The sequence below is a fragment of the Bradyrhizobium sp. 142 genome (genome assembly GCF_023074015.1).
Classification (GTDB): domain Bacteria; phylum Pseudomonadota; class Alphaproteobacteria; order Rhizobiales; family Xanthobacteraceae; genus Bradyrhizobium.
In genome coordinates, this window is the sequence record NZ_JADPKQ010000318.1 from 1 (window position 1) to 19,183 (window position 19,183).

The 19,183-nt window shown below is 65.0% G+C and carries 24 protein-coding genes, 1 tRNA gene and 1 pseudogene; 12 read left to right on the forward strand and 14 right to left on the reverse strand.

Annotated features, from left to right (window positions below; genetic code table 11):
* Positions 1-142: pseudogene (locus IVA82_RS28840) on the forward strand (IS701 family transposase); the annotation flags it as partial.
* A 264-nt stretch (positions 143-406) separates the two neighbouring features.
* Positions 407-613 carry a hypothetical protein gene (locus IVA82_RS28845; RefSeq protein WP_247388791.1) on the forward strand — a complete coding sequence of 69 codons (207 nt, stop codon included), beginning with the start codon at positions 407-409 and terminating at the stop codon, positions 611-613.
* An 80-nt stretch (positions 614-693) separates the two neighbouring features.
* Here the strand turns inward: IVA82_RS28845 and IVA82_RS28850 are convergent, their stop codons facing one another.
* From IVA82_RS28850 to IVA82_RS28870, 5 genes are all read right to left on the reverse strand, one after another.
* Positions 694-1,356: a DsbA family protein gene (locus tag IVA82_RS28850; protein WP_247388792.1), complete on the reverse strand. Its 663-nt coding sequence runs from the start codon at positions 1,354-1,356 to the stop codon at positions 694-696.
* A 103-nt stretch (positions 1,357-1,459) separates the two neighbouring features.
* Positions 1,460-2,182: an LrgB family protein gene (locus IVA82_RS28855; RefSeq protein ID WP_247388793.1), complete on the reverse strand. Its 723-nt coding sequence runs from the start codon at positions 2,180-2,182 to the stop codon at positions 1,460-1,462.
* Positions 2,179-2,562 (reverse strand): CidA/LrgA family protein, encoded by a 384-nt coding sequence (locus IVA82_RS28860; protein ID WP_247388794.1) that lies wholly within the window; start codon positions 2,560-2,562, stop codon positions 2,179-2,181. Before IVA82_RS28860 ends, IVA82_RS28855 begins: the two co-directional genes overlap by 4 nt.
* Before the next feature lie 47 nt (positions 2,563-2,609).
* The gene (locus IVA82_RS28865; protein ID WP_247388795.1) at positions 2,610-3,086 is read right to left on the reverse strand and encodes a PaaI family thioesterase; all 477 of its coding nucleotides are present in this window, start codon (positions 3,084-3,086) and stop codon (positions 2,610-2,612) included.
* A 2-nt stretch (positions 3,087-3,088) separates the two neighbouring features.
* A complete protein-coding gene (locus IVA82_RS28870; protein ID WP_247388796.1) occupies positions 3,089-3,265 on the reverse strand; it encodes a hypothetical protein in 177 nt (58 codons plus the stop codon).
* Positions 3,266-3,361: 96 nt separating this feature from the next.
* Here IVA82_RS28870 and IVA82_RS28875 point away from each other — a divergent pair, with 96 nt between their 5' ends.
* A complete protein-coding gene (locus IVA82_RS28875; RefSeq protein WP_247388797.1) occupies positions 3,362-3,910 on the forward strand; it encodes a TetR/AcrR family transcriptional regulator in 549 nt (182 codons plus the stop codon).
* A 49-nt stretch (positions 3,911-3,959) separates the two neighbouring features.
* Here IVA82_RS28875 and IVA82_RS28880 read toward each other — a convergent pair whose 3' ends face one another.
* Complete coding sequence (locus IVA82_RS28880) at positions 3,960-4,454, reverse strand: hypothetical protein (RefSeq protein WP_247388798.1); 495 nt, start codon at positions 4,452-4,454, stop codon at positions 3,960-3,962.
* A 201-nt stretch (positions 4,455-4,655) separates the two neighbouring features.
* Between IVA82_RS28880 and IVA82_RS28885 the strand changes: the two genes are divergently transcribed.
* A complete protein-coding gene (locus tag IVA82_RS28885) occupies positions 4,656-4,940 on the forward strand; it encodes a PsiF family protein (protein WP_187435691.1) in 285 nt (94 codons plus the stop codon).
* A gap of 98 nt (positions 4,941-5,038) precedes the next feature.
* Positions 5,039-6,124, forward strand: a complete 1,086-nt coding sequence (locus IVA82_RS28890) for an AbrB family transcriptional regulator (protein ID WP_247388799.1) — start codon at positions 5,039-5,041, stop codon at positions 6,122-6,124.
* 110 nt (positions 6,125-6,234) lie between these two features.
* On the opposite strand, the gene IVA82_RS28895 is transcribed toward IVA82_RS28890, so the two are convergent.
* Positions 6,235-6,777 carry a disulfide bond formation protein B gene (locus IVA82_RS28895; RefSeq protein WP_247388800.1) on the reverse strand — a complete coding sequence of 181 codons (543 nt, stop codon included), beginning with the start codon at positions 6,775-6,777 and terminating at the stop codon, positions 6,235-6,237.
* Between the two features lie 148 nt (positions 6,778-6,925).
* Here IVA82_RS28895 and IVA82_RS28900 point away from each other — a divergent pair.
* The 5 genes from IVA82_RS28900 (at position 6,926) to IVA82_RS28920 (ending at position 10,664) form a co-directional block, all read left to right on the forward strand.
* Positions 6,926-7,010, forward strand: a tRNA-Leu gene (locus IVA82_RS28900).
* A 172-nt stretch (positions 7,011-7,182) separates the two neighbouring features.
* On the forward strand, positions 7,183-7,485 hold the full coding sequence (locus tag IVA82_RS28905; protein ID WP_247388801.1) for a hypothetical protein: 303 nt from the start codon (positions 7,183-7,185) through the stop codon (positions 7,483-7,485).
* A 136-nt stretch (positions 7,486-7,621) separates the two neighbouring features.
* Positions 7,622-7,855, forward strand: coding sequence for a hypothetical protein (locus tag IVA82_RS28910; RefSeq protein WP_247388802.1), 234 nt, complete (start codon positions 7,622-7,624; stop codon positions 7,853-7,855).
* A 188-nt stretch (positions 7,856-8,043) separates the two neighbouring features.
* Positions 8,044-8,727, forward strand: a complete 684-nt coding sequence (locus IVA82_RS28915; RefSeq protein ID WP_247388803.1) for a response regulator transcription factor — start codon at positions 8,044-8,046, stop codon at positions 8,725-8,727.
* Between the two features lie 8 nt (positions 8,728-8,735).
* Positions 8,736-10,664 carry an ATP-binding protein gene (locus tag IVA82_RS28920; RefSeq protein WP_247388804.1) on the forward strand — a complete coding sequence of 643 codons (1,929 nt, stop codon included), beginning with the start codon at positions 8,736-8,738 and terminating at the stop codon, positions 10,662-10,664.
* A 135-nt stretch (positions 10,665-10,799) separates the two neighbouring features.
* Here IVA82_RS28920 and IVA82_RS28925 read toward each other — a convergent pair whose 3' ends face one another.
* On the reverse strand, positions 10,800-11,090 hold the full coding sequence (locus IVA82_RS28925; protein ID WP_247388805.1) for a hypothetical protein: 291 nt from the start codon (positions 11,088-11,090) through the stop codon (positions 10,800-10,802).
* A 246-nt stretch (positions 11,091-11,336) separates the two neighbouring features.
* Between IVA82_RS28925 and IVA82_RS28930 the strand changes: the two genes are divergently transcribed.
* A complete protein-coding gene (locus IVA82_RS28930) occupies positions 11,337-11,561 on the forward strand; it encodes a hypothetical protein (RefSeq protein ID WP_247388806.1) in 225 nt (74 codons plus the stop codon).
* Positions 11,562-11,933: 372 nt separating this feature from the next.
* On the opposite strand, the gene IVA82_RS28935 is transcribed toward IVA82_RS28930, so the two are convergent.
* From IVA82_RS28935 to IVA82_RS28950, 4 genes are all read right to left on the reverse strand, one after another.
* Positions 11,934-12,647 (reverse strand): hypothetical protein, encoded by a 714-nt coding sequence (locus tag IVA82_RS28935; protein WP_247388807.1) that lies wholly within the window; start codon positions 12,645-12,647, stop codon positions 11,934-11,936.
* An 85-nt stretch (positions 12,648-12,732) separates the two neighbouring features.
* Entirely contained in the window at positions 12,733-13,443 is a 711-nt protein-coding gene (locus IVA82_RS28940) for a hypothetical protein (protein ID WP_247388808.1), read from the reverse strand.
* Between the two features lie 132 nt (positions 13,444-13,575).
* Positions 13,576-13,824 (reverse strand): hypothetical protein, encoded by a 249-nt coding sequence (locus tag IVA82_RS28945; protein ID WP_247388809.1) that lies wholly within the window; start codon positions 13,822-13,824, stop codon positions 13,576-13,578.
* Positions 13,825-13,947: 123 nt separating this feature from the next.
* On the reverse strand, positions 13,948-14,913 hold the full coding sequence (locus IVA82_RS28950) for a nitronate monooxygenase (protein ID WP_247388810.1): 966 nt from the start codon (positions 14,911-14,913) through the stop codon (positions 13,948-13,950).
* Between the two features lie 79 nt (positions 14,914-14,992).
* On the opposite strand from IVA82_RS28950, the gene IVA82_RS28955 reads away from it, so the two are divergent.
* Entirely contained in the window at positions 14,993-16,555 is a 1,563-nt protein-coding gene (locus IVA82_RS28955) for an AMP-binding protein (RefSeq protein WP_247388811.1), read from the forward strand.
* Between the two features lie 326 nt (positions 16,556-16,881).
* Here the strand turns inward: IVA82_RS28955 and IVA82_RS28960 are convergent, their stop codons facing one another.
* A complete protein-coding gene (locus IVA82_RS28960; protein ID WP_247388812.1) occupies positions 16,882-17,655 on the reverse strand; it encodes a thioesterase family protein in 774 nt (257 codons plus the stop codon).
* A gap of 75 nt (positions 17,656-17,730) precedes the next feature.
* Positions 17,731-18,699 (reverse strand): nitronate monooxygenase family protein, encoded by a 969-nt coding sequence (locus tag IVA82_RS28965; RefSeq protein WP_247388813.1) that lies wholly within the window; start codon positions 18,697-18,699, stop codon positions 17,731-17,733.
* Positions 18,700-19,183: the final 484 nt, after the last annotated feature.

The window sequence follows — 19,183 nt, forward strand, 5'->3', positions numbered from 1 at the left end:
GAGCAGATCCTGGCATGGCTGGCACCGTCATGTGTCCTTGGTGATGCTCGCCTTCGCCATGATGGCCGCGATCCAACATCGCGCTAATCCGCCACCGCCCAAAAAAACGAAACGTCGCCCCCCGGCAAAAGCCAAAGCATAACCACGCCGCCACTGATCCGTTGGTCAATCCAGGAAATCCGCCGCATTGCCATCAGACTTGCTCGAAAGCGTATTCAACCCGCACGTATCATCGCATGGTCTTTCTGGCGCAGAGCTCATCAGGCTGCCGCTCAACGCGCTCATGTCAAATCAAAAAGACAACTGTAATGTTAGGGCCGGTTCGGTCCGAATTGCCTCACAGCAGCGGAGCTGGCGGGAACCGTCCTTGGCGGACGACGTTATCGCCGGTCACCGGAGGTTCGCCATGCAGACTTTTTTCGGAATGATCTTGGGTGCGCTGCTGCTCGCCTGCGGCGTCTATGTCTATGACTCCATGCAGACGTCGTCGGTCGCCAATGGCGAGGTCGCGACCACCCACCGCACCATCGTGAACTGGGACGTCGCGAAGGCCGATTGGGACGCGTTGCGCGACCGCGCACATAAGGATTGGGTCCGCATCTCGTCGAAATAACATCGCCAGACAATGAATGAGGCGCTGCCGCGATCCACGGCGGCGCCTTTGTATTGGCGATGATCAGCGATGCTGGCGCGTCAGTTCATCTTGGCCTTGCGGGCATCGGCGATGACCTGCTCGAACTCGGTCATGCTGAGCACGCCCGGCACGCGGTACTTGCCGACGATGAAGGCTGGGGTGCCGCGGAAGCCGAAGGCTTCGGCCTGCTCGTTGTTGCGCTTGAGGACGGCATCGATGTCCTTGGCGCGTTCAGTGAGATCACGCTTCAGACGGTCCATGTCGACACCGGCGCCCGCCAAAAGTTCGTTGATGCGCGGCCCGGTCAGCCGCGAGCTGACGCCCATCATGGCCTCATGGGCCTGATGGTACTTGTCCTGGAATCTTGCCGCGAGCGCCGTTCGCGCCGCCGTGACCGACACCGGCCCGAGGATTGGCCAATCCTTCATGACCAGCCGCACTTTGCCGTCGTCCTGGATGACCAGGCGCAGCTCGGGCTCGAGCTTTCTGCAGTAGGGGCAGTTGTAATCGGACCATTCGACGATGGTGATGTTGCCGTTGGGATTGCCCGCGACCGGAATGTCGGGATCGCGCAGCACCTTGGCTTCGCTGAGTACCTCGTCATCGCCAGCGGCCGCGTGCGCCGCGGTGATGCCACCCGCTGCGAGGGCACCGGCGCCGATCAGTCTCAGCGCCGCACGTCGCGTCGGCACAAGGCTGCCGCTCTTCCTGAAGTCAGTCATATCTCGTCCCGTTTCGGTCCCATCGCCATTGATACGCTCAGAACCGGAAATTGTTACAGTCCATATATTGTTACAGTCCATATAGAGTGTCGCAGCGGCGATGTCACCGCACCAGCAGCGTGACCGCCAGCGGCACCAGGAACGAGGTCACCAGCGCGTTCAGGCTCATGGCGATGCCGGAGAAGACGCCGGCGATCTCGTCGACCTGGAAAGCGCGCGCGGTGCCGATGCCGTGTGCGGCAAGGCCGGCGGCAAATCCGCGGGCACGGAAATCGGTGACACCGGTGCGGTTCATCAGCGGCGTCACGATGATGGCGCCCATGATGCCGGTGAGAATGACCGAGACCGCGGTCAGTGACGGATCGGCGTGCAGGGATTCGCTGATGCCCATGGCGACGCCGGCCGTGACCGATTTCGGCGCCAGCGACAGCACCACGTCGCGCGGCAGGCCGGCGAGCTCTGCCAGCAGCACTACCGACACCACCGCCGTGACCGAGCCCACGACCAGCGCCACCAGCATCGGCACGATGGAAGCAACCACACGCGTGCGGTTCTCATAGAGCGGCACCGCGAGCGCGACGGTGGCGGGCCCGAGCAGGAAGTGCACGAACTGAGCGCCGGCGAAATAGGTCGTGTAGGACGTGCCGGTCAAAAGCAGGAATGCGCCAATGATCCACATCGCATGCAGTACGGGGTTGGCGAGCGGATGCCGCCGCGTCGCCAGCGACACCGCATCTGTGCTCGCATAGACGAATAGCGTCACCGTCAGCCACAGCAGCGGGGACTGCGAAAGATAGACCCAGAGCGAAAACGGATTGTCCGTCATTGTGCGTCCTGCTGCCTGAGCAGGCGGCTAACCAGGCGGAAGGTCAGCACGGTTGCGAGCAGGGTCGCGACCACCGAGAGCGCGAGCACCAAGACGATGGCGATGCCGTGCGATGCGAGTAGATCGAGCTTCTGCACGACGCCCACGCCGGCCGGCACGAACAGCAGCGAGAGATGGGCCAGCAGCCCCTTGCTCGCCATCTCGACGCCTTCGTTGCGCAGCGGCCCGCGTGCGAGCAGCACAAAACGATCGCGCGCAAGCAGCAGGATCAGGAGCAGCAGCAGGCCGAGCACGGGTCCCGGCAAGGGCAGGCCGAGGCCGCGCACAACGGCTTCGCCGATCAGTTGGCAGAGCAGGATGAGGCTGAGACTCGCAAGCATGACGGCCCGCATCAAGGGATACGCCGGCAGGCTTGTCAATCGACGCGCTAAGGGTGCGTCGTGTTCGGCACCGGCGGAGCCGCAACGCGCGGCAGCATCGCCATCAGCGTGCCGGACATGCTCGCGATCAACGTTGTCTTTCCCTCGTGCTCGGCAAAGGCCTTGGCCTCGCAGAAGCTAAGCGTCCGGCCCGGCTTGACGACTTCGGCCTTGAAGATGAAGCGCTCGCCGCGGGCGGGCGCGAGCAGCGTAGTTTTGAACTCGACGGTCAGGATGTCGGCCTCGCGCGGCATCAGCGTGAAGGCGGCAACGCCGCAGGCGTTGTCGAGCCCTGCGGTGATGATGCCGGCGTGGATGAAACCATTCTGCTGCGTGTAGGCGGGCAAATGCGGCATTGCCAGCTCGACCTCGCCCGGCGCAAGACGGACGATCGAGATGCCGAGCGTGCGCATCGCCGGCTGGGCGTCAAACATTGCCGTGGCAGCAGCGCGGTAGCCGGGATTCTTCGGCTCGAATGACGCCATCGCTATGCCTCGGCTCGCTCGACGAGCCGCTTCATCGCAGTTTCGCGAATGGCATCCGCGAACGGCGTGGACCTGCGCGCCTGACGGTCCAATTTGCCGACGTGCCAAATGATGTTCATGTGGCCGACGTGATCGCACTGCCACGGATAGACCGTGCCGCGATTGGTCGCCTCGTCCATCGCAACCCTACCCTTGGATTGTTGATACGGTAGCGTATCAACCTCCTTCCGCGCTAGCAATACGGCGCCGTATCAAGAACCGGTGAGGCTTTCTTCATGAGCGACGGCAAGGGCAATGTCTGGGTCGAGGCGGGGTTTGCCGAGCTTGCCCGCGCCGGGGTTGAGGGGGTGCGTGTCGAGGTGCTCGCCAAGAACCTGGGCGTCACCAAGGGCGGCTTCTATCGCCGCTTCGCCGACCGAGCCGCGCTGCTCGGTGCCATGCTGGAGCGGTGGCGCGAGGGGCGCGCGGCGGCGATCGCACAGCAGACGAGCCTCGACGGACAAGCCCCTCGCGAGCGATTGAGGGCGGTGATCCAGCTCTATTCCGAGCGTCTGAACCCGGACGGCATGGCGATCGAGCTTGCGATCCGGCAGTGGGCACGCTCGGACGAGCGCGCGGCGGCGGCGGTCACAAGTGTCGATGCGGCGCGGCTCAAGCATGTTGCCGAACTCTATCGCGCCACCGGGCTAGCCGCCGAGGAAGCCGACGCGCAGGCCTTCCTGTTCTACTGCTTCATCTTCGGACAGAGCCTGCTCTTCGTCGAGCGTGGCGCGCGCAAGCGATCGCAACTCGTGACCAAATCGGCCGAGAAACTGTTGGACTGAAGCAAGAGAGGCCGGAGCTTGGCTCCGGCCTCCACATCATCGCGAAGCCTCAAGCGCCCTTCAGCTTCTTGTTGCATTCGCTGTAATAGCCGCCGCCCTTCTCGATCCACTTCATGCCGCCGTTGCCGTTGGTGGCCTTGTTGGCATTGTACTGGTCGACGCAGGTGTGCAGGCGGGCCTTGCCGGCGGTCTCTTTGGCATATTTCGGGTCCACCGCGTTCGGATAGATCGCGGGTCCGGCCGGCAGGGTCGGCGCTGGAGCGGCAGCGGGGGCCGCCTCCTTTTTGGCCTGCTTCGGCTCAGCCGGAGCCGCGGGCGAGGCCGGGGCAGCCGCGGTTGGCGCAGCGGCGGGCGTTGCATCCGGACCACACTGGGCCTTGCGGAAGTCATTCCACTTCATGGTGCCGAGCGAGCCGTCTTTCTTGGCCGCCTGATATTTCGCGCTGCATTCCCGCGAGGTCAGCGCCTGTGCCGGCGCGGACGTCACCAACGCGGCAAATCCGGATACCGCAACCGCACACAACAATTTTGATCGAATGGTCATCCTGAGGTCTCCTCCTTGGTCTTTCCCGACGGACGCGAAACGAGGATTGCTATCCTAGCGTGCCGTCGGCTCCCGACAAGGAAGCGATGGCGTTCGCGGCAAAAATATAGTGATCCCGTCGTTCGAATTATTCATGTCGCGTTCAGCAACGCGAGCCGACCTTCGCGCCCTTCCCAATTCTCGCAAGATGAGTGCAACACCATGACCTTCACCTCTCGCCTCGCCGCCGTCGCCCTCGCCTCGCTGCTGGTCACCGGCACCGCTTTCGCGCAGACCGCGGCGCCGGCAGCCAAGACCGAGACCAAGACCACAACCGCCGCCCCCACAGACAAGAAGGCTCCGAAGGAGCACTCTGCCGAGTCACTCGAATGCTCCAAGCAGGCAGACGCCAAGGGCCTGCACGGCAAGGAGCGCAAGAAATTCCGCTCCGAGTGCATCAAGACCGCGAAGGCCGGCACCGCCGCCCCGGCCACCGACAAGAAGTAGATCCGTCGCGATCCTCATCGGCTTCGACGAGACGCGCGCGCATTGCGGCATGACATAGCCGCAATTGTGCGCGCCTCGCCGATTTGCGATAAGGAGGCGTGAAGCAAATCACCGCCTCCCTGCCGTTCGAATGGCCGAGCCGCGCCAAGGTCTTGAGCACGGCGGAAACGATCGTCATCGGCACGGCCGGTGGCCTCGTGTTTGTCGTCGCGGGCCTTCCCGGCGGGCTGATCTCGGGCTCCATGATTGCCGTCGGGATCGCCGCAATCGCCGGACGCCAGCTCATGCTGCCGCCGCTCCTGACCCAGATCGTGCTGGTGCTGCTCGGCATTTCCCTGGGCTCCGTCGTCTCGCGCCATTTGATTCAGCAGGTCGGCGCTTATCCCCTGACCATCGGACTATTGGCGCTTGCAACCTTCTGCTCGACTTTCGGCTCGAGCTATTATCTCCAGCGCATCCATGGCTGGGACCGCACGTCGGCGTTCCTCGCCGGCAGTCCCGGCGCGCTGTCGCAGATCGCGATTTTGGCGGTCGAGCGCGGCGCAGACCTGCCGGGCATTGCGGTGGTGCAGACCATGCGCGTCATCATCCTCACGGCAGCATTGCCGCTGGTGCTGGCGCTGGCAGGCATCACGCCCTCCGCCGCGCCGTCGTTGACGACGACGATCGCCTCGCCGCTCGAACTCGTCGAGCTGGTCGCCGCCTCGCTGGCGTTGGCGCTGATCCTGCGGCTGATCAAATTTCCGGCGAGCTGGATGTTCGGTGCGATGATCGGCTCGAGCGTGCTGCATGGCGCAGGCTGGGTCGACGGCGGGCTGCCGGACTGGGGGCGCGGCGTGGCGCTGGTCGGCATCGGCGCGCTGATCGGCAGCCGCTTCGCGCGGATGCGGATCAAGACGCTCGCTGGCCACATCAGCGCGGCGCTGGGCTCGTTCGCCGTCGCAATCGCCGTCTCCAGCATTTTCGTCGCGATCGTGGCGCTCACGGCGCGAGTGAAGTTGTCCGACGTCGTCGTCGCCTTCGCACCCGGCGCCATGGACGCGATGCTGGCACTAGCCCTGACGCTGCACATCGACCCGATCTTCGTCGGCGCCCATCATCTGTCGCGCTTCGTGTTCGTGACGATCGCGACCCCTGGCATCGTGCACCTGTTCGGCCGCACCCAGGACGACGTGGATGATTAGGTGGTGCTGATCCAGCAGGGTGGGCAAAGGCGCGCTAGCGTCGTGCCCACCATGCAACCGCAGCGTCGTTAAAAATGGTGGGCAAGCTGCGCTTTGCCCATCCTACGCAGCTACGTGCGCCTCGCCGTCCGCACAAATCCCCACGCCGCAATCGCCGCCATCAGCAGCGAGATCAGCACATTGTAGCCGGCGAGCGAGAGGCCGAGGAAGCGCCACTGCACCTCGTCGCAGCGGACGACCTTCACGGTGTCGAGCCGCGACAACAGATCGGTGGCGCTGCCGAGATTGACGACGGGACCGGAGCAGTCGGTCGGGCCCTTCCAAAAACCCCATTCGACGCCGGAGTGATAGGTGCCGAGCCCGGCATTGGCGAGCGCGGCGAGCGCAAGGATCGCAAGGCCCGCGAGCAGCAGCGGCCGCGGCGCGCCACTCCTCGCCGCAAGCGCGGTGAGCGCGCCGAGCGGGATCGCCAGATAATACGCGTAGCGCTGCTCCAGGCAGAGCGGACAGGGTAGGATCTCGAGCACGAGCTGGAAGAACCAGGCGCCCGCGATCGTGACTGCGGCGATCAGCGTGACCGCGAGCGAGGCGGTCAGCGCGGGGCCGGAGCCGGCCTTCCTGAACGCGGGTATTGCGGCACTCTGGGTCGTCACGGCAGCCTCTTTCGATGGCCTGAAGCTCTAGCCCCGGCCCATCCGGCTGTCGAGAACGGCTGACATCACTTTGGCGCGGGTTGACCCCGCTTTGTCCATAGCTATAGTCCGCCGGCTTCGCGACGCCCGCTTTGGGGGCTGACCGGGGGCCCCTGTGGCGGAACTGGTAGACGCGCTCGACTCAAAATCGAGTTCCGCAAGGAGTGCTGGTTCGATTCCGGCCAGGGGCACCAAGCTTCGCGAGCTACGCTTGGCGCGGCCCGCCTCCGCTCTCGGGTAGCGAAGCGGCGAGGCTTGCCCTGCGAAGCCTCTTGGCGAAGCAGGGCTCACATGGCCCCTCCCTGGCAATCGTCACAAACCGACTGTATAACCCGGTAGCTTCTTCTCTGACTCGAAGGAGCTCACATGAACGACCTGCACGCGTGGCTTTCGCAACAGCACCACGGTTTGCGGACCTTCCAGATCTTTCAGCAAAAGCTCGAGACGCTCGGCCAGGACGCCCCCGAACAGCGCGGCCTGTGCCGTCTGTTGAGTGGCCTCGTCGGGAGCTATGTCGAGACATTCGACGAAGCCCCGCTGCCGGTCGAAATCGCCAACAATGCCTATCACCGCCTGCTGACGCTGGTCGCGAGCCTCGATCTGGAGGGCGATGCGAGCCGGCGGCTCGCCGACATCAATCGGGTTGCGGTCTGCGAGCTCTGGCAGTGACGCGAGCGTGCCACCGTACATTTCACCAATAGAGGACGGCATACTTGCCGGCACGAACGCCCCTCCGCGGGTTCGACTTCGCCGGGCGGCTACCTATATCGTGCCGCAACGCGTGTTGATGCAGCGAGCAGTTTTGATGGCCAGGAGACACACGACGAAAGCGGACGCCGACGAGCTTCCTCGCTTCTTCGTCTGGGTGCGGGGGCTCGAAGGGCCCGAGCCGCAGAAATGGACGGCGATGGATTTCGGAGTCGATGACTGGAAGCGGCCGCTGGTGCTGGCCTATCTGGAGCTGGCGGAGGACGAGCGGCATCTGTCGCTGTCGATGCTGGCGCGGCGCTATCCGCCGCCGCGGGTTGACGTTTCATAGGGTGGGCATCGCGCAACCCACCTGTCTCTATCCGCAGAAACAGAAGAGGCGGGAAACGATACGCCAGCTCACCCTACGAAATATGCGATCCCTCTCATCGCGACCCCATGATTATGGGTGTCGCGGCATCCGCGCGGCGGCTAAACTTGCCTTGCGCCGCGGGGGACACGCGGTGCGGGACGACGATCATGACCGAACAGGGCGAGACGGGTGAGACCATCACCATCCTCCTCGTCGAGGACGACGCGCCGACCTGCTGGCGGCTCCAGGACGCGCTGGTCAAGGCCGGCTACGAAGTGCGTACGGCGGGCACGCTCGGCGAAGCCCGCAGTGCGCTCGGCGAGGCCGCGCCGCGCGTGCTCCTGACCGATCTGCGGCTGCCCGACGGCCATGGGGTCGAGCTGATCCGCGAGACAAGGCGGCGCCTGCCCGACACCGAGATCATGGTGATCTCCGCGCTCGGAGACGAAGAGAGTGTGATCTCGGCGATTACAGTGGGCGCGACCGGTTATTTGCTCAAGGACGCCTTCCCGACCGACATCGCCACCACGGTGCGGGATCTGGTCGCCGGGCATTCGCCTATCTCGGCGTCGATCGCGCGCTTCATCGTGCGCAGAACACAGGGTACCGCGCAGGGCTCGGCCGAGCCGCCGCCCGGACCCGTGCTCAATACCGCAAAGCTCACCCCGCGCGAGATCGACATCCTCTGGGGCATCGCCAAAGGTTTCAGCTACGCCGAGATCGCAAGCCATCTCGGCCTGTCGCGGCAGACCGTGCCCGGGCACATCAAGAATATCTATCGCAAGCTCGAGGTGCATACGCGCGGCGAGGCGGTGTTCGAGGCGGTGCAGCAGGGCCTGATCAAGCTGTGAGCCAGGCCGTGAGTGAAGTCGCGGCGAAGGCCCCCACCCGCGCGCGGCGCCGGCGGCTTATGTCGCGCCTCGTGCCTTATCTGCTGCTCCAGGCGCTGATCGTGATCGCCACCATTCTCGGACTGCAGCTGCTCCAGCCGAGCGACCCCGACGATTTTGCCGTGAACGAATTTTCATTGCGGGAGGACGGCGCGACACGCACCGTGACGTTGCCGCATTTCACGTCATCGCGCTATTCGCTGGCCGACACGCCGATCTACAGCGGCGCCTTCACCTTCCAAAGCGGCGATCCGGGGTGGTCGGTCTTCCTGCCGCGCTTCAGCAATGCAGTTGAGGTCGCCGTAAACGGCGTCATCGTGCTCGACTCCCGGCGCGATGCCAATGCCAACCGGCCCGACCGCAACACGCCGCAGATCGCGCCGATTCCGTCCTCGCTGCTTCGCGACGGCAGCAACCAGATCACGGTGCGGCTGTTCGTATGGGGACCGCTGAAGGGCTTTCTCGACACCGTCTATGTCGGGCCGGATGCGAACCTGCGCCCAACTTACGAGACGCGCACGCTGCTGTTCGTTACGCTGCCGGTGGTGTTCTCCGCCTGGCAATCGATCCTCGCCGTCATCCTCGCGATCATGTGGCTGATGCGGCGCCACGAACCGGTCTATGGCGTGCTGGCGGCGGCGATGCTGCTCGGCGTCATCCAGGCGTTCCTGCCGGCGCCGGTGCCGCCGGCAGCCTCGTCGCGGCTCGCCGCGGTGCTGCTGGCATCGGCCCCGATCGAGAGCGCCCTGATCGTCGTGTTCGCCCTGATGTTCTTCGGTTGGCGCTGGCCTCGCTACGCCGCGCTGCTGTTCGTGCCCGGCGCCGTGGTGTTCGTGGTGGGACTGCTGGGAGGTCCGCCGCTGCCGCGCATTCTCTTCCTGGTCCTCGGCATTCCAACGGTCGGCATCTGCCTGTTGCTGATGGCCGGCATCACGGCGGCACAGGTGGTGCGGCGGCGGGATGCAGCGAGCTTCACGCTCGGTTGCGCAGTGACCATCGTGCTGACGTGCTGGATCCACGACATGCTTTCAGTCTTCGAGATCATGTCCAACGAGCGCATTTTCCTGTCGCGGCTGTCCTATTCGGCGATGCTGGTCGCAATCGGCGCCGGGCTGACCTGGCGCTTCGCCCGCGCGCTGAATCAGGTCGACAGCTTTGCCGGGCAATTGGTGACGCGGGTGCGCGAGGCCGAGGAGCGGCTGAAGGCGAGCTTCGTTCGCGAGGAGGAGCGCGCGCGGGCCACGGCGCTCGCCAACGAGCGCACGCGGCTGATGCGCGACCTGCATGACGGCCTCGGCGGCCAGCTCGTCAGCATCGTCGCGCTATCCGAGCGCGGGCACGAGGGCGCGACCATCACCAATGCGGCCCGCGCCGCGCTGAAGGATCTTCGCCTCGTCATCGACTCCATGGACGACATCGGCGGCGACCTGATGCTGGCGCTCGGCTCCTGGCGCGAGCGGGCAGCGATGCAATTGCGACCGCACGACATCGTCCTCGACTGGCGGGTTGCGACGCCGCAAGGGCTGCCGTTGCATCCCGAGTTGCGGCCATGGCACGTCATCCAGATCGTACGCATCCTCGACGAGGCCGTGACCAATGCGGTCAAGCACGCCGAGGCGCGCCACATCACGGTCACCATCGAGACGCTCGACGATGGCCAAGGAGATGGCTATGGACCGTATGGCGTGATCAGTGTCGCGGACGACGGCCGCGGTTTTGCGCAGACCGGAAACGGCGAAGCCGTGAGCGCAGGCCAGACGGCGCGCGGCTTGCGCAACATGAAAAGTCGCGCCGCGCGCTGCGGAGCGGCGCTCGATCTGAGTTCGGGCACCTCGGGCACATGCGTGCGGCTGCAATTGCCGCAGCGTTTTCCCGACAGCGATGCGGCCGCGGGCTGAAAAAAGCCCCCTCCCCGAAACGTGTGGGGCGCACGGAGAGAGGGATCGGGCGGGATTTTGCCTGCGGAGGACGGGGGGTTCGCTCGCAAGGCATCCCTGCCCGAAGCGACGCAATCAATTCAAACCAACGACCTATCAGCGCACGCCGACGCGGTTGACGGGACCGCCGCGATTCATCGGTGTCCCCGCTCGAACGCCGACACCGGGCGCACCGACGCCAGGCGTCATCACCGCGGCCGCGGCGACCGGCGCCACCGGTGCGACCACCATCGCCGCGGTCGGCCGCACCACGCAGCCCTTCGGCACGCCGACCGTCTTGCAATAGACCACCGCCTGGGCCGGACTTGTGCCCAGCGACACCATTGCAGCGCCCGCCAGCGCCATGATCGTCAACCCGGCGCTCAGCGCCCCTGCTCGTTTTGACATCTTGCTCTCCTGCTTCCCGTTCGGCACCCCGATGCAATCACCGGGTCTCGCAGCCGACGTACGATCTCAATGGCAAAGGACGGCGCGCCGACACATGCCATGAAGATGGGGGTAGCCGGCGGCGCGTCGCGATGAGCCGCTTCTCCGATGCCATGAACATGGTATGGACCGGCGACGGGTCTCTGCGGGATGGTCGGCCCGCTCGATCCCCAATCGGGCCCAACGACAATTCCAAAGAGGTATTTCATGAAGACTTCGGTTCTGGCCACGCTGCTGCTCGCCGCAGCCATTCTGCCCGCCACCGCGCAATCCGGTCCCACGCCGCAGGAGCAGATGACCTGCCGCGGCGACGCCAGCAAATTCTGCGCCGAACATATCGGCAAACCACCGCAGATGAATGCATGTCTGCGCGGGAACAAGACGAAGCTCTCGGACGGCTGTCGCAAGGTGGTCGAGTCGCACGGCGGATGAGCGAAAACGTCATTCCGGGGCACGCCTAAGGCGCGAAACCGGAATCCATCTCGCCACGGTCGCTACGGATGAATGGATTTCGGGCCTGCGTGCTGCGCACGCATCCCGGAATGACAACACAGTATCCCAAGCACAAGTCTTGCAGGCGCTACGTGTCACGACGCGCACCATGCTCTATCGCGCCGGCTCGACCTGCCGGATGTTTATGGCGATCTGGCCGTCATCGATCCGCAACGGTTGCGGGTCCGCGGCATCGACGGCCTGCATGCCGCCCGGCTCCCGGTGATCCCGATCATGATCCCGGCAACATCCCGACGCCGATGATCCTGATCGCCGGTGAGCGGCGACGGCGATCAGGCGCTGACGACAGCGTCAGTCATCGTCGGGACCGAACAGCCTGATCTGCGGGAAACCGCCGCGCGGACGGCTTGCGACATCGCGCGCATCGGAATCTTCGCGGACGTTGCGGGCGATATCGTCCCAATCGGGAGACGCGCGCATCCCGCGGGAATCCCGATAGTCATAGCGGCGGCGCTCGACCCAGCGCTCGCGGCGCTCCGACCGGCGCCGTTCGGAAGCCGCACGCTTTACATCGGAATCCTTGGCTTTGGCGTTGGCGTTGTCGGGCGAGGATGATGGCTGCGTCGAGGCCTGCTGCTCGGCGGCTTGCGCAGGCGGTGCGGGTTTTGACGGCTCCTTCCGCGGCTCGACCGCGGCTGCTTGGGGAGCCGGCGCCGCCGGCGGTTCAACGCTTGTCTGAGTAGGTGGGGCCTCAGACTTGGCCTGAGACTTCGCCTCAGGCTTGGCTTCGAGCTTCGCTTCGTCCTGCGCCTGCGCGGGCGCCGCGATCATCGCGCCGAATGTTTGCGAGCCGGTGAGATACTGGACGCGCTCGGACGGCGCGCTCGACGTCGTCGTCACAGCGGTCGCGGGTTCGGCGCGCCGCTCCATCTTGCCGGCGTCCGGGCCCTGCTTGGGCGCGACCGGATGCATGATATTGCCGGCAACGATGCCGCCGCCGAGACCAATGGCGATGGCCGCGACAATCGATCCGGCACCGACGAAATAGGCTGTCAAAGCGCGCATTGATCCACTCCGTGTTCGGAGCGGGCAACGCCTGAGAATTACCGGATGTTCCTGATATGAGGAGGTTCCTGACGGAACCAGCGCGTCAGATCTGCTGCGCGACCTTTTCCAGCCCGATGATGCGGGCGAGCTTGCGCACTTCTTCCTTCTGATCGTCACGCAACTGGAACAACAGCGGCATCGCAGCCGACTTCAACTGCTGGACCTCGTCGCAATTCGGATCGATTGGCACGCCCTGCGCGTTCGGATTGGAGAGCTTGTTTGCCGAGATCTTGCGGACAACGTTGCGCAGCGCACTCTCGACCGAGGGCCAGTAATATTCCTGCGACGACGACAGCTTCAGGCGATCCCTGATGCCCGCGATCTGAACGTCGGAGAGCAGCGAATAGGATTTCTGCGGCTGCGGCTTTACGACGACTTTCGGCTTGACCGGGGCTTCTTCGGCCGGAGCCTCTGCAGCGGCCGGGGCCTCGTTCACGCTCGCCTTGGGCATCGGGAAATCGGACGGCGTGGCGGCGGCAAAGGCCTGGCGCAGCGGCTCGGTCAGCACGGGCGTTTGCGAGAGCTTGTCGGCCGACACCTGCACCGGCTCGATCGCGGCCGAGGCGAGCGCCAGCGTCGGAACCAGCCGGTCGGCCTTGGCGGCACGATTGGCCGCGAGCGGCTTCGGCGCCGGGGCCTGCGTGATCATCTCAGCGCTGACGCTGGGCACGCTGTCCCGGCCGAGAATGGCGGTGGCGGCGGCGCCGAGGACGAGGAAGCAGGTGAGCACGACGATGGTGATGGCTTTCGACAAACGTCTCTCCGCGTCCAACTTCAAGTCCACGTGATCACTGCCCGGAAACTGGGCGATAATTAAGGCTTAAGCGTGCAATTGCGGCGGCATTCGCGCGGACTGCCGCCACATCGTCCGAAAAACACAATGGAATCAGGCAGCTAGCGCCAGATCGTAGGCGTCCTGGATGTCCGCGACGATCTCGGATGCCTCCCAGACCGCGCGCGGCTCGACCGATTGCAGCGTCACCGTCCAGTTGCCGCCCCGGCGGGTGCGGGGCACGCTGACGATGTCGAAGCGCACGGTACGGCACAGCGGATGGCGGGCCAGCGCATGCGCCACGCGGACACGGATTTCGTCCAGCGAGGCCTGTGTCTTGGAGTTGAGAAGATCGAAGTCCATCGCCTGTCCCTCTCGGTCCTGATTGGCGCCTTGAGGGGATTGTTGGCGGGCGATGGTTAATCTGCCGTTAAGTGGAGCGTGGCGGAGCTATGCGGGATTAACTGTACTGGGCGGCGCAGAGCGCTACCGCCCACCCGCCTCGCGGTACTCGGCGGCCGTTCGCGCAACGAGATCATCGACCGCCATCACGTCGGTCACGCCCGATATCGAATGCCCGCCGCTCCAGATATCGCGCCAGCGCTTTGGCCGGTTCTCGCGCGCGGCGACGTCGATGTCCTTGCCGATGTCGATGGCACCGCGCGCCGGGAGGTCGTCGGGGTCGAGCCCGGCCGCGACGATCGACGGCTTCAGCATGCTGGTCTGCAAGCCCGTGAAAGCGGTGGTGAGCAGGATGTCGTCGGCGCTGCTCTCGACCAGCATCTGCTTGTGGCGATCATCCGCCATGCTCTCGCGCGTCGCGATGAATTTCGTGCCCATGTAGCCGAGATCGCAGCCGAGCACTTCGGCGGCCCGTAGCGCGTGACCGTCGCTGATGCCGCCGGCAAGCACGATGATGCCGTCGTAGAACGCGCGTACCGCGCGGACGAAGGCGAGCGGATTGAGCCAGCCGGTCTGTCCGCCGGCGCCCGCGGTAAGCAGCACCAGTCCGTCGGCGCCTGCTGCCGCCGCGCGCTCGGCGTGATGGATGGAGGCGACATCCGCCAGCACCAGCGCGCCGGCCTCATGCAGCGGCTTCAACACCGGTGCGGGCGATCCGACCGAAGTGATGACGATTTCGGGCTCGTGCCGCAGCAGCACGGCGAGATCCTGCTCCAGCCGCGCGTTGGAGCGATGCACGATCAGGTTCGGACAGAGCGGTGCGGCCTTGCGGCCGGTCTGATCTTCGTGCTGCCGCAACCGCGTTGCGATCTCGGCAAACCATTCATCGAGTTGTTCCGTGCTGCGGCAATTCACCGTGGGAAAGCTGCCGATCACGCCATTGCGGCAGGCCGCGACCATCAGTTCGACGCCTGACACCAAGAACATCGGCGCCGCGATCAGCGGCAGGGTCAGACGATCGCGGACATGTTGCAGTCGATCTGACGTCACCCAAGTCTCCCTCTCTGTGCTAGCGTTGCGCACAAACATTGGCACGCGTAACGCCGATGAGAAAGCAACGAGGAAACATATGTCCGATCCGCTCCATGCATCGTCCCCGACTTGTGCGCAGACGCTACGGGCGCTGGCGCGCTATTCAGGCCGCACCGCTTTCGCGTGGCCCGGCGGATCGCTGAGCTATCAGGGCACCATCGATTTGATCGGATGCATCCAGGGCGTGTTCATACGGCTCGGCTTGCAGCCCGGCGCGCGCGTCGCCTTTCTCACCGCGAACCGCGCCGACACATGGTGCGCCGGTGTCGCGGCGCAATTGTCGCGATGCTGCATCACCTGGCTGCATCCGCTGGGATCGCAGGCCGACCAGCTGTTTCAGCTCGAGGATTCCGAGTCCGAAGTGCTGGTGATCGACGCGGCCGCCTTCCGCGATCGCGGCGGCGAACTCGCTGCGCAAGCGACCCGGCTCAAGGCTGTCTTCACCATGGGGCCAGCCGATTATGGCGTCGATCTCTTGCAGGCGATCGAGAGCGCAGGCCATGCCAGCGCGCGGTGCCTCGCAAGTCTCGACGATCTCTCCACGCTGAACTACACCGGCGGCACGACCGGCAAGTCCAAAGGCGCGCTGCGCTACCATCGCGAAAACGCCGCAGCTGCCTGCGCTATCCTCGCCGACTTCGAAATCCCCGACGCTGCGCGCTATCTCACCGTCGCCCCGATCAGCCACGTCGCCGGCACGAAAGTGCTGCCGACGCTGATGCGCGGCGGCACCGTGCACATGCTGAAAGGTTTCGACCCCGAGGCGGTGTTGGCGACAATCGCGCGCGAGCGTATCAATTTCACACTGTTTGTGCCGACCATGATCTACGTGCTGCTCGATCATCCCGCGCTGAGCAAGACCGATCTCTCCTCGCTCGATCTCGTGCTCTACGGCGCCTCGGCGATGTCGCCGAGCCGGCTGGTCGAAGGCATCCAGCGCATCGGCCCGGTGTTCTCGCAGCTCTACGGCCAGACCGAATGCTATCCGGTCTCGGTGTTGCGCAAAAAAGATCACGATCCCAGAACGCCGGAGCTATTTTTGTCTTGCGGCTTCCCGATCGCGGCCTGCGAGGTCAAAATCCTCGACGACGACGACCAGGAGGTGAAGACGGGCGGGGCCGGCGAGATCTGCGTGCGCGCCCCACATGTGATGGCGGAATATTGGAAGCGGCCCGACATCACCGCCGAGACGCTTAAGAACGGCTGGGTCCACACCGGCGATATCGCGCGCCAGGATGAGCGCGGCTACATCTTCATCCTCGACCGCAAGAAGGACATGATCGTCACCGGCGGCTTCAACATTTTTCCGCGCGAGGTCGAGGACGTGCTGTCGCAGCACGCGGATGTGGCGATGGTCGCGGTCGTCGGCATTCCCGACGAGAAATGGGGCGAGGCCGTCACCGCAATCATCGTGCCGCGCGAGGGCGCAAAGCCCGATCCGGACGAGCTGATCAATCTGGTGAGGACGCAAAAGGGCTCGGCGCATGCGCCCAAGCAGATCCAGTTTGTCAAGCAGCTGCCGATGACCGGCGTCGGCAAGGTCGACAAGAAGGTGCTGCGCGCGAGCTTTTGGAGTGACCGGGACCGGATGGTGGGCTAAATGCCCCGGGATTTTACGGTGTCGTTGTGGCCCAGGCACCACAACGCGCGATGGAGTGCGCGCCCGCGCCGGCGGCCCGATTGCCGGCGAATCTGGGAATCAACTAGACCGCTGACGGGGCTGGGAAGCGGAGAGTGAAATGAGAGTCGCTTCCCTGGAAAGTGCAGTCGCCGCGGTCACGTTGATCACGGCTATCATCGTGGTGCTGTGGGAGATCAAGATCTTCTACGGCGTGTGAACTGGCAGGATGCTGAGCATCCCTTCCGCGGCGGCGGAAGCCTGCCGTTCAATCGGCTCTAGGAGCAACGCGGCGCTTGCCGTCACGCTCACCGCTTCTCGATCACCAGGCTCTGCACGGCGCGGCCGAAATAGCCCTGCCGGTCGGCGAGCCGCGACATCGCAAGGCCCGCGCCGTCGGGGCCGATCCAGGATTCGCCGTCGAGCAAAATCCACTCGCCGACCGGCTGGCGCGAAAAGCTCACGGTGAGATCGGCATTGATGTAGGTCCAGGCGCGGAAGTCGAGCGTCGAGGCGGTGCCGTTGGAGAAATCGGCGGCGACAACAGTGCGCATTGCCTGCGAGACCGCTTCGCCTTCGATCAGGGGCTGGTCGACGCGAAACCAGATCGCACCGGCGCCGGCCTGGCCGAAGCGGCCGCGCGCGGCACGCATCGAGACCGATCGCACGAACGGGCTGGTGGCCGCGTGGCCGTCCTCGACGCGCGAATCCTCGGGTGAGGGCAGTTCGACCGGCAACGCCTTGACGTCGTCGGGCAGCGTCAGCGCCTGGCGCTTGATCTTGAGCACGGTCGCACCGACGACCTGGACGCCGTCGGCCAGCAGCCTGACTTCGCAGAGCTGGATCTTGCGGCCCTCGCGCAACACCTCCGTCGCAATCGTGAGCGGCGCGACCGGCACCGGCCGCATCAAATCGATGGTGACGCGCGCGATATCCATGACGACCGCTGTCGGGATGCGCTCGGCCGCCCACGTCACCAGAGATGCGGGCGCCGAGCCGTGCTGCATGCGCTGGTCCCAGGGACCTGCGGCATCCGGGCTGGTGACGACGCTGTTGCCGTCGACGCGGTAGATCGCGGTCATCGTCTTTCCGTCACGAATACTCGGAGTTCAGAAAAAGGTGTCGTCCCGCGAATGTGAGATACGCCCCGCCATTCATTACAGCGGCGGATCGATCGCTTCGTCGTATTCTTTCTTGAAGCGCGCGATCAGTTCGGCAGCGGGCAGGATGCCGTCGACGCTGCCAATGCCCTGGCCTGAGCCCCAGATCTCCTTCCAGGCCTTTGGCTTGGCGCGTTCGCCGGAGGCGTCGGTGCCGAAATTCATCTTGGAGGGATCGGAGGTCGGCAGGTTTTCCGGATCCATGCCGGCGGCCTGGATCGACGGCTTCAGATAGTTGCCGTGCACGCCGGTGAAGAGATTGGAATAAACGATATCGTCGGCCGTCGAGCCCGCGATCATCTCCTTGTAGCGCTCGACCGCCTTGGCTTCCTTGGTGGCGATGAAGGCCGAGCCGATATAGGCGAAGTCCGCGCCGAGAACGCGCGCGGCGCGGATCGCCTTGCCGTTGCCGATCGCGCCCGACAGCGCGATCGGGCCATCAAACCATTTTCGCGTTTCGGCGACGAAGGCCAGCGGCGAGATCGTGCCGGCATGGCCGCCGGCGCCGGCCGCGACCAGGATCAAGCCGTCAGCGCCCTTCTCGATCGCCTTGTGCGCGAACTTCTGGTTGATCACGTCATGGAAGACGATGCCGCCCCAGCCGTGCACGGCCTGATTGAGCTCCTCGCGCGCGCCGAGCGAGGAGATGATCATCGGCACCTTGTACTTGGCGCAGAGCTGCATGTCGTGATCGAGCCGGTTGTTCGACTTGTGTACGATCTGGTTGACCGCGAACGGCGCCGATGGCTTGTCCGGATGCGCGCGGTCATAGGCCGCGAGCTCTTCGGTGATCCGTGCCAGCCACTCGTCGAGCAGCTCCGGCGGCCGCGCGTTCAGCGACGGAAACGATCCGACCACACCCGCCTTGCACTGCGCGATCACGAGATCGGGCACCGAGATGATGAAGAGCGGCGAACCGATCACCGGGATCGACAGGCGCCCCTGGAACAAGGCAGGCATGGACATTGCGAAAGGATCCTTTGTTGGCCGGTCAAACGAAGTTGGCATCATACCAACAAGGCAATCTTTCCACTGTCAAGTATTGCGTTATGTCGCCGTGGCGGACGCCGCTACCGCAATTCCAAGCCGCGGAATTCGTGGCCATACATCGAGCAACGGCTTCCCGGTCGCTCCGGACGAGCTGTCCATTTTCTTCGTCGTTGCGAGCGAAGCGGTCGCGGTAGGGACGCTCATTGCTGAGCGCCCCCCGCACAGATCCGTACGTGCGGCTTTCCCGCATACGGCTCCCACCTCGGGTGAGTGACGGCGAAGCGTGCTCGCGGCCAAGGATGACGGATGTTGGGCCTGGGGAGGCAGTCACAGGCGAGGCGAGTGATCGTCTCCCACCTCATGCCATCGGTCTGGCTGCGGCGCCGGAGCGTGCGTCTCCAGAGTTCGATGACGAAGAAGCGGAAGGCGCTGAGCGCCCGACTGTTGGTCGGCACCGCAT

Excerpts from the sequence above, each read along its gene's own strand:
- IVA82_RS28885 (WP_187435691.1), top strand. The coding sequence starts at position 4,656 with ATGACCTTCACCTCTCGCCTCGCCGCCGTCGCCCTCGCCTCGCTGCTG.
- IVA82_RS28880 (WP_247388798.1), bottom strand. The coding sequence starts at position 4,454 with ATGACCATTCGATCAAAATTGTTGTGTGCGGTTGCGGTATCCGGATTT.
- IVA82_RS28850 (WP_247388792.1), bottom strand. The coding sequence starts at position 1,356 with ATGACTGACTTCAGGAAGAGCGGCAGCCTTGTGCCGACGCGACGTGCG.
- IVA82_RS28860 (WP_247388794.1), bottom strand. The coding sequence starts at position 2,562 with ATGCTTGCGAGTCTCAGCCTCATCCTGCTCTGCCAACTGATCGGCGAA.
- IVA82_RS28960 (WP_247388812.1), bottom strand. The coding sequence starts at position 17,655 with ATGACCGCGATCTACCGCGTCGACGGCAACAGCGTCGTCACCAGCCCG.
- IVA82_RS28855 (WP_247388793.1), bottom strand. The coding sequence starts at position 2,182 with ATGACGGACAATCCGTTTTCGCTCTGGGTCTATCTTTCGCAGTCCCCG.
- IVA82_RS28935 (WP_247388807.1), bottom strand. The coding sequence starts at position 12,647 with ATGCGCGCTTTGACAGCCTATTTCGTCGGTGCCGGATCGATTGTCGCG.
- IVA82_RS28870 (WP_247388796.1), bottom strand. The coding sequence starts at position 3,265 with ATGGACGAGGCGACCAATCGCGGCACGGTCTATCCGTGGCAGTGCGAT.
- IVA82_RS28905 (WP_247388801.1), top strand. The coding sequence starts at position 7,183 with ATGAACGACCTGCACGCGTGGCTTTCGCAACAGCACCACGGTTTGCGG.
- IVA82_RS28845 (WP_247388791.1), top strand. The coding sequence starts at position 407 with ATGCAGACTTTTTTCGGAATGATCTTGGGTGCGCTGCTGCTCGCCTGC.
- IVA82_RS28930 (WP_247388806.1), top strand. The coding sequence starts at position 11,337 with ATGAAGACTTCGGTTCTGGCCACGCTGCTGCTCGCCGCAGCCATTCTG.
- IVA82_RS28965 (WP_247388813.1), bottom strand. The coding sequence starts at position 18,699 with ATGTCCATGCCTGCCTTGTTCCAGGGGCGCCTGTCGATCCCGGTGATC.
- IVA82_RS28915 (WP_247388803.1), top strand. The coding sequence starts at position 8,044 with ATGACCGAACAGGGCGAGACGGGTGAGACCATCACCATCCTCCTCGTC.
- IVA82_RS28925 (WP_247388805.1), bottom strand. The coding sequence starts at position 11,090 with ATGTCAAAACGAGCAGGGGCGCTGAGCGCCGGGTTGACGATCATGGCG.
- IVA82_RS28910 (WP_247388802.1), top strand. The coding sequence starts at position 7,622 with ATGGCCAGGAGACACACGACGAAAGCGGACGCCGACGAGCTTCCTCGC.
- IVA82_RS28865 (WP_247388795.1), bottom strand. The coding sequence starts at position 3,086 with ATGGCGTCATTCGAGCCGAAGAATCCCGGCTACCGCGCTGCTGCCACG.
- IVA82_RS28945 (WP_247388809.1), bottom strand. The coding sequence starts at position 13,824 with ATGGACTTCGATCTTCTCAACTCCAAGACACAGGCCTCGCTGGACGAA.
- IVA82_RS28875 (WP_247388797.1), top strand. The coding sequence starts at position 3,362 with ATGAGCGACGGCAAGGGCAATGTCTGGGTCGAGGCGGGGTTTGCCGAG.
- IVA82_RS28955 (WP_247388811.1), top strand. The coding sequence starts at position 14,993 with ATGTCCGATCCGCTCCATGCATCGTCCCCGACTTGTGCGCAGACGCTA.